The 7,674-nt window shown below is 30.6% G+C and carries 6 protein-coding genes; 5 read left to right on the top strand and 1 reads right to left on the bottom strand.

Features of this window, described 5'->3' with window-relative positions; translation table 11 throughout:
• Positions 1–12: 12 nt before the first annotated feature.
• The 5 genes from mutS (at position 13) to Q5O44_RS03260 (ending at position 7,322) form a co-directional block, all read left to right on the top strand.
• A complete protein-coding gene (gene mutS / locus Q5O44_RS03240) occupies positions 13–2,748 on the top strand; it encodes a DNA mismatch repair protein MutS (protein WP_022166954.1) in 2,736 nt (911 codons plus the stop codon).
• Positions 2,749–2,761: 13 nt separating this feature from the next.
• On the top strand, positions 2,762–4,714 hold the full coding sequence (mutL, locus tag Q5O44_RS03245) for a DNA mismatch repair endonuclease MutL (RefSeq protein WP_022166955.1): 1,953 nt from the start codon (positions 2,762–2,764) through the stop codon (positions 4,712–4,714).
• 12 nt (positions 4,715–4,726) lie between these two features.
• Complete coding sequence (gene miaA / locus Q5O44_RS03250) at positions 4,727–5,653, top strand: tRNA (adenosine(37)-N6)-dimethylallyltransferase MiaA (RefSeq protein ID WP_022166956.1); 927 nt, start codon at positions 4,727–4,729, stop codon at positions 5,651–5,653.
• 50 nt (positions 5,654–5,703) lie between these two features.
• Positions 5,704–5,958, top strand: coding sequence for an RNA chaperone Hfq (gene hfq, locus Q5O44_RS03255; protein WP_291661232.1), 255 nt, complete (start codon positions 5,704–5,706; stop codon positions 5,956–5,958).
• Positions 5,959–6,044: 86 nt separating this feature from the next.
• Positions 6,045–7,322 carry a methionine gamma-lyase family protein gene (locus tag Q5O44_RS03260; protein WP_022166958.1) on the top strand — a complete coding sequence of 426 codons (1,278 nt, stop codon included), beginning with the start codon at positions 6,045–6,047 and terminating at the stop codon, positions 7,320–7,322.
• A gap of 53 nt (positions 7,323–7,375) precedes the next feature.
• Here Q5O44_RS03260 and Q5O44_RS03265 read toward each other — a convergent pair.
• On the bottom strand, positions 7,376–7,674 hold a 299-nt coding region (locus tag Q5O44_RS03265), incomplete at its 5' end, for a S24 family peptidase (RefSeq protein ID WP_302637288.1).

Below are 7,674 nucleotides of genomic sequence, written 5' to 3' on the forward strand. Positions count from 1 at the left end.
GAGGGATGTATCATGGCATTAACGCCAATGATGAGACAATACGTTGAAATTAAGGAAAGATACAAGGATTGTATTCTTTTTTATAGATTAGGTGACTTTTATGAAATGTTCTTTGAAGATGCAAAGATAGCATCTAAAGAACTGGAGCTAGTTTTGACAGGTAGAGAATGTGGTTTAGAAGAAAGAGCACCTATGTGTGGGATTCCTTTTCATGCAGCTACTTCATATATATCTAAATTAGTTAATAAAGGATATAAGGTTGCCATTGGTGAACAAGTGGAAGATCCTGCAGCGGCTAAAGGGATAGTTAAAAGAGATGTAATAAAAGTTATCACACCAGGTACTTTTGTAGAAAATACAACAGAAGAAGAATACAAAAATGTATATATGTTATCCATCTATGAAGAAGATGGTATATATGGGGTAGCCTCTTCTGATATTTCCACTGGTGAATTTAAAACAACATCATTTACTGCTTCAAAGGCAAGCCTTCTTGATGAAATATCAAAAATTTCACCAAAGGAAATTCTTATAGATAAAAACATTTATGAAAACTTAGAAAATGATATTAAAGGTGTAAGTAACGCTTTAGTTACTATTAAGGACTTCGATGAATTTTCTTGCAGCGATGAAGAAATGGTAGCCCAATTTGCCTCTTTAGATTTAAGGAATCTTGATAAGAGAGCAAAGAAATCTTCTGCTACCTTATTAAAATACATATTAGAAACACAAAAGATAAGTTTATCTAATATAAATCTTTTAGAGACATATGACATTATAAACTATATGTCAATTGACAGTAGTTCTAGAAGAAACTTAGAACTTACTGAAAACTTAAGGGATAAGACTAAAAAGGGAAGCCTTATTTGGGTTTTAGATAAGACAGCCACTGCAATGGGAGGAAGAACTTTAAGAAAGTGGATTGAAGAACCATTAATAAAGAAGGATGAAATTGAAAATAGATTAACATCTGTGGAAGAACTATATAATAACACATATATAAATGAGGAAATTAGAGAAGCTCTTAAGGATGTTTATGATATAGAGAGAATTGTAGGTAAGATTTCCAACAAGAATGTTAATGCTAGAGATTTAGTTTCATTAAAATCATCATTACAAAAGCTCCCAGCTATAAAAGCTGTTTTAAATGGCTTAAATGCACCATTGCTAAGGGAATGGTATAATTCATTAGATACATTAGATGATTTAAATGAATTATTAAATTCTGCAATTATTGCTGATCCTTCAATTTCATTAAAAGAAGGAAATATTATAAATAATGGATATTCTGCTGAAGTAGATGAGCTTAGAAGTGCAAAGCTTAATGGTAAGCAGTGGATTGCAGAACTTGAAAATAAAGAAAGAGAATTTACTGGCATACGTTCATTGAAAGTTGGTTATAATAAAGTCTTCGGTTATTATATAGAAATATCTAAAGCTAATTATGCAACTATTCCTGAAGGTCGTTATATAAGAAAACAAACTCTTGCCAATGCTGAAAGATTCATTACTGAAGAATTAAAAGTCATGGAAGAAAAAATATTAGGTGCTGAAGAAAAGCTTATTGCTTTAGAGTATCAATTATTTGTTGAAGTAAGAGATAAAGTAGAAAAGGAAATAGCAAGACTTAAAAAGACTGCCCATATAATATCATCGCTAGATGTTATTTCAACTATGGCTTTAATTGCCTTAGAAAATAACTATATAAAACCACAAATTAATGAAGAGGGTATATTTGAAATAAAAGAAGGTCGTCACCCAGTTGTAGAAAAAGTAATAGGCAAAGGTGAATTTATTTGTAATGATACTCATTTAAATAGAAATAAAGATAGATTCCTGCTTATTACAGGACCTAATATGGCTGGAAAATCAACTTATATGAGACAAGTAGCGTTAATTAACTTAATGGCTCAAATAGGATCATTTGTTCCAGCAAGCAGTGCTAATATTTCTATTTCTGATAAAATCTTTACAAGAATAGGAGCATCAGATGACTTAGCTGGTGGAAAGTCAACTTTCATGGTTGAAATGTGGGAAGTATCCAATATATTAAAGAATGCTACTTCTAAGAGTTTGGTTCTATTAGATGAAGTTGGAAGAGGAACATCTACATATGATGGATTAAGTATTGCTTGGTCAGTGATAGAGTATATGTGTAATAAAGAAACATTAAAATGTAATACCTTATTTGCAACTCACTATCATGAACTTACTAAATTAGAAGGCGTTATTGAAGGTGTAAAGAATTATTCTGTTGCTGTGACAGAAAAACTTGGTGAGGTAATCTTCTTAAGAAAGATAGTTGAAGGCGGTGCTGATCAATCTTACGGTATAGAAGTGGCAAAGCTTGCAGGATTACCAGAGGATGTTATTGAAAGAGCTAAAGAAATTCTTCAAAAACTTGAAGGTGAGAAATCCTTTGATGAAACCCATGAATTATTTAGCAATCATAACGTAAGTAAAAAAGATATTGAAGAAAAAAATACACAAGCAGGAATTAACACAGAGGAAGAAATACAGAAATCTGTAATTGAAATAAAAAAAGAAGCAGCAGTAGATTTAGAAATAACTCCTACAAAAGAAGATAAGATTTCTGTAGCAAATAATACAACGGTACAGATGGATTTCACCATGATTGAAAAGGAAGCTTTAATTAAAGAAATTTCAGCAATAGAAATCATGACCATGACACCACTTGACGCAATGAATAAGTTATTTGAAATAGTACAAAAATCTAAAAACATGTAAGTGAGGCACTATGATGAAAAGAATAAATATATTAGATGAGCATACTTCTAATAAAATTGCAGCTGGTGAAGTTGTAGAGAGACCTGCTTCAGTAGTAAAAGAACTGGTGGAAAATTCTATTGATGCTGGTGCTAAAAATATTACCATTGAAATAGAAGAAGGTGGTATAGAGCTAATACGTGTCATAGATGATGGAGTTGGAATTTATGCTGATGATATTTCAAAAGCATTTCTTCCACATGCTACATCAAAAATAGTGTCTGTTGATGATATTTATAATATAAACACTTTAGGATTCAGAGGTGAGGCATTGCCTTCCATTGCCTCTGTTTCAAAAGTTAATTTTAGAAGTAAGACTGCCGATGCTAATTTTGGTAAGGAAATATCAATTTCTGCTGGTGAAGTATTATCAATAAATGATATAGGAATGAATACTGGCTCCATTATGGAAGTAAGGAATTTATTTTTTAATGTTCCAGCTAGAAAGAAATTTTTAAAAACTACTTCAAGAGAAGGCTCTCTTGTTAATGATATTGTTACAAGAATAGCACTTTCTTATCCTGATATATCCTTTAAATTATTTAATAATCATAAAAAGGTTCTTTTAACTTATGGAGATAATAATTTAGCATCTACCATTAGAACCATTTATGGTAAAACTATTTATGAAGATATAATAGAATTTTCTAATCATGAGGATAGTTATATTAGGATATATGGCTATGTTGGAAGAGAATCTATTGCTCGTGGATCTAGAAATAATCAAAGTATATATGTAAATAATAGATATATTAAGAATAAAACTGTTGTTGCAGCAGTGGAAAATGCTTTTAAATCTTTTTCAACAGTTAATAAATTTCCTTTCTTTGTATTATTTATTGATATTCCTGCTGATAATATAGATGTAAATATTCATCCAACAAAAGCAGAAATAAAATTTAAAGATGAAAGAATGATCTTTAAGGCTGTTTTTGATACTGTTCATAGTGCTTTAAAGAATGATGTATTTAACAGTTTTGCCACTGATCAAGAGCAACTAAATGTGAATGTTAATATTCAAAGTCCTTTATTGATTGAAGAGCAACCTATAAGTGGTGAGAAAAGGGAACAGATAGATTTGCTTGAAACAAAAAGCAGTTTGCTAAAAGAACCTTCCATAAACGACATATATAGCTCTGTAACTATGAATGATATTAAAAAGGAAGAAAATATCTACAATGAATTAAAAGCTGCTACAGTTGGTAAAAATACCATTAAAAATGATGTGCATATAGAACCAACTGTTAATTATGAAGAAACTTCATATAGTCAATCTTATACGGAAAATTATTATGAAGAACAATATGAAACTAAAGAGAAGGTTGATGAAAAAGTTCCAGTGGCAAAATTTGCAGACTTAAGGGTTATTGGACAATTTAATAAAACATATATACTGGCAGAATATCTAGATTGTCTATATATAATTGATCAACATGCAGCTCATGAAAAGATTTTATTTGAAAAGTATCGTAATGATATTGAAAAGAAAAATACCATTATTCAGCCGTTGCTAATCCCAATGGTGCTTGAATTGTCCATAGATGATTATGAGTGCTATACTGAAAATAAGAATCTTTTTGAGGAATCTGGTTTTATCATCGATGAATTTGGTGATAATACAATTTCTTTAAAAGAAGTTCCGTATTTTTTAGGGAAGCTTGATTCTAAAAAATTATTCTTAGATATGATAGATAATTTAAAGAATATGGGAAGTGGAAAGACTGTAGAGGTTAAAATAAACAAAATTGCATCAATGGCCTGTAGAGCAGCGGTTAAAGCAAATGATTATCTTACTGAAATAGAAATGAAAGAGCTTATTGAGCAATTAAGATACATTGAAGATCCTTTCCATTGTCCTCATGGAAGGCCTATAATTATAAAAATGACAAATTATGAATTAGATAAGAAATTTAAAAGGATTGTTTAGAAAGGAAAACATATGAAAGATAAAATCTTAGTACTAGCTGGTCCCACAGCAGTAGGTAAAACAGAACTATCAATTAGATTAGCAAAAGCCTTAAATGGTGAAATAGTTTCTACTGATTCTATGCAGATTTATAAAGGCATGGATATAGGTTCAGCTAAAATAACAGAGGAAGAAATGCAGGGCGTAAAACATCATATGCTAGATGTAGTTGAGCCAGACAAAGCTTTTTCTGTTGCAGATTACAAAGATATGGCCGAAAAAGCTATTAAAGATATATTGAGCAGAGGAAAACTACCTATTCTTACTGGTGGAACAGGGTTATATATCAATGCGCTAACATGTAACATGAATTTTACAGAGTCAGAAAAGGACGATGAATATAGAGATGAATTAAGTAAGCTTATGGATGAAGAGGGGCCAGAATATGTGCATAATATGTTAAAAGAAATTGATCCTATAAGCTATGAGGCAATTCATCCAAATAACAGGAAGAGAGTTATTAGAGCCCTAGAAGTATATAAACTCACTGGTAAGCCTTTTAGCTCATATAATGCCGGTGATGATTTATATAAAAGCAAATATGATGTTCATTATTATGTGTTAAATATGGATAGAGCAAAGCTTTATGAAAGAATAAATAAAAGAGTAGAAATTATGTATGAAAAGGGCTTACTAGATGAATGTATTAAATTAAAGAAATTAGGGTATACTTCTTCTATGCAGTCAATGCAAGGAATAGGTTATAAAGAAGTGTTATTGTATTTAGATGGACTAATTACTTTAGAAGAAAGCATGGATATGGTTAAGCAGGGTTCTAGAAATTATGCAAAAAGGCAGTTAACTTGGTTTAGAAAGGATCCAAGAGCAGTGTTTTTAAATAAGGACGAGATGTCTGATGATGAGATTTTAGATAAAATAGTTAATGACATTAATAAGTAATAGGGCTATAATTTTAATTAACATATTGCTATATTATGGAGGTGGTTATGTTGAATAAACAACAAAATAATTTACAGGATATTTTTCTTAACGGTGCAAGAAAAAGCAAAATGCCAGTATCTATATATCTAACCAATGGATTTCTTCTAAAAGGACTAGTAAAGGGATTCGATAATTTTACAGTTATATTAGATTCTGAAGGTAAACAAATGATGGTTTATAAACATGCAATAACTACAATTTCTCCAAACAAACCTATTCTATTTACTGATGGTAATGAATATGGTAAAGAAGATGAAAGTTAATCTTTCATCTTTTTTTATATAAATACTTTATATTTACAAATTAATTATATATAATAGTCATAGTAACAAGATAATGGAGGATAAAGATGATTAATTTAACGGAAAACTTACTAGTTAATAAGTATAAGATAAAGCATAATGTTTTTGAATTATATAAACAAGCATTAAATGATATTGAAGATCAATTAAAAGTTTATGATGAAATAAGAGAATATAATCAATTAAAGGTTTTACATGCTTTCCAGGAAGAAAGAATAAGTGATTCTCATTTTACCAATTCATCAGGATATGGATACGATGATATAGGAAGAGAAGGTTTAGACAAAGTATATGCAAGAGTATTCAATGCAGAAAGCGCTTTAGTAAGACCTCATTTTGTAAATGGAACTCACGCTATAGGTTGTGCTTTAATGGGAAATTTAAGAACAGGGGATACTATGGTATGTATTTCAGGAGCTCCATATGACACATTACATAATATAATTGGTATCAATGGTAAAGAAAACATCGGATCTCTTAAAGAATATGGTGTAAAATACAAACAAGTAGACTTACTAAACGGAAAATTCGATGTTGAAAAAATTACACAAGTTTTAAAGGAAGACAAGAGTATAAAGCTTGTACATATTCAAAGAAGTACAGGTTATGGTTGGAGAAACTCATTCTTAGTATCAGAGATAGGAGAAATAATTAAGCTAGTTAAATCAATTAGAGAAGATGTGGTAGTCTTTGTTGATAACTGCTATGGAGAGTTTATTGATACAATTGAACCAACTGATGTGGGAGCTGACTTAATTGCTGGTTCATTAATTAAAAATGCTGGTGGCGGAATTGCGCCAACAGGTGGATATATTGTAGGTAAAGCTAAGTACGTTGAACAAGCTAGCTACAGATTAACTACTCCAGGGATAGGAGGAGAGTGTGGTTCTACTTTTGGTGTTATGAGACAATTATTCCAAGGATTATTCTTAGCACCTCATATAGCTATGGAGGCTGTTAAAGGAGCAATCTTCTGCTCAAGAATTATGGAACTTGCTGGTTTTGACGTATTACCAAAATACACAGATAAGAGAAGTGACATAATACAAGCTATTAAGTTTGGTAATAAGGAAAATCTTATTAAATTCTGTAAGGGTATTCAAAAAGGATCACCAATTGATTCATTTGTTGAATGCGAGCCATGGGCAATGCCTGGTTATACAGATGAGGTAATTATGGCAGCTGGAGCATTCATTCAAGGATCTTCAATAGAATTATCTGCTGATGCACCAATCAGAGAACCTTACATCGCTTATCTACAAGGTGGATTAACATTTGATCATGCTAAAATTGGTGTACTTTTAGCTTTAAATAATATAATATAGTTTTAATTAATAAAATTATCCATAAAAAAGAGAACCTAAAAAGGTTCTCTTTTTTAATATGTTCTATATATACCTATAAGCTTACCAAGTATACTGCAGTTATCAACGATAATTGGTTCCATCTCATCATTTTCAGGTTGTAATCTTATATGATCATTTTCTCTATAGAAAGTTTTAAGGGTTGCTTCGTTTTCTATTAAAGCAACAATCTTATCACCATTAGATGCAGTTTGAGTTTTTTCAATTATAGCCAAATCTCCATCAAGTATACCTGCTTTAATCATACTGCTGCCACTTACTTTAAGCATAAATAAATCATTATTATGTTTAACATAATCTAATGGTAGTGGGA

It is taken from the genome of Clostridium sp. CAG:221 (genome assembly GCA_000435835.1).
Lineage (GTDB): Bacteria > Bacillota > Clostridia > Clostridiales > Clostridiaceae > Clostridium.

Excerpts from the sequence above, each read along its gene's own strand:
- miaA (WP_022166956.1), top strand. The coding sequence starts at position 4,727 with ATGAAAGATAAAATCTTAGTACTAGCTGGTCCCACAGCAGTAGGTAAA.
- mutL (WP_022166955.1), top strand. The coding sequence starts at position 2,762 with ATGAAAAGAATAAATATATTAGATGAGCATACTTCTAATAAAATTGCA.
- mutS (WP_022166954.1), top strand. The coding sequence starts at position 13 with ATGGCATTAACGCCAATGATGAGACAATACGTTGAAATTAAGGAAAGA.
- Q5O44_RS03260 (WP_022166958.1), top strand. The coding sequence starts at position 6,045 with ATGATTAATTTAACGGAAAACTTACTAGTTAATAAGTATAAGATAAAG.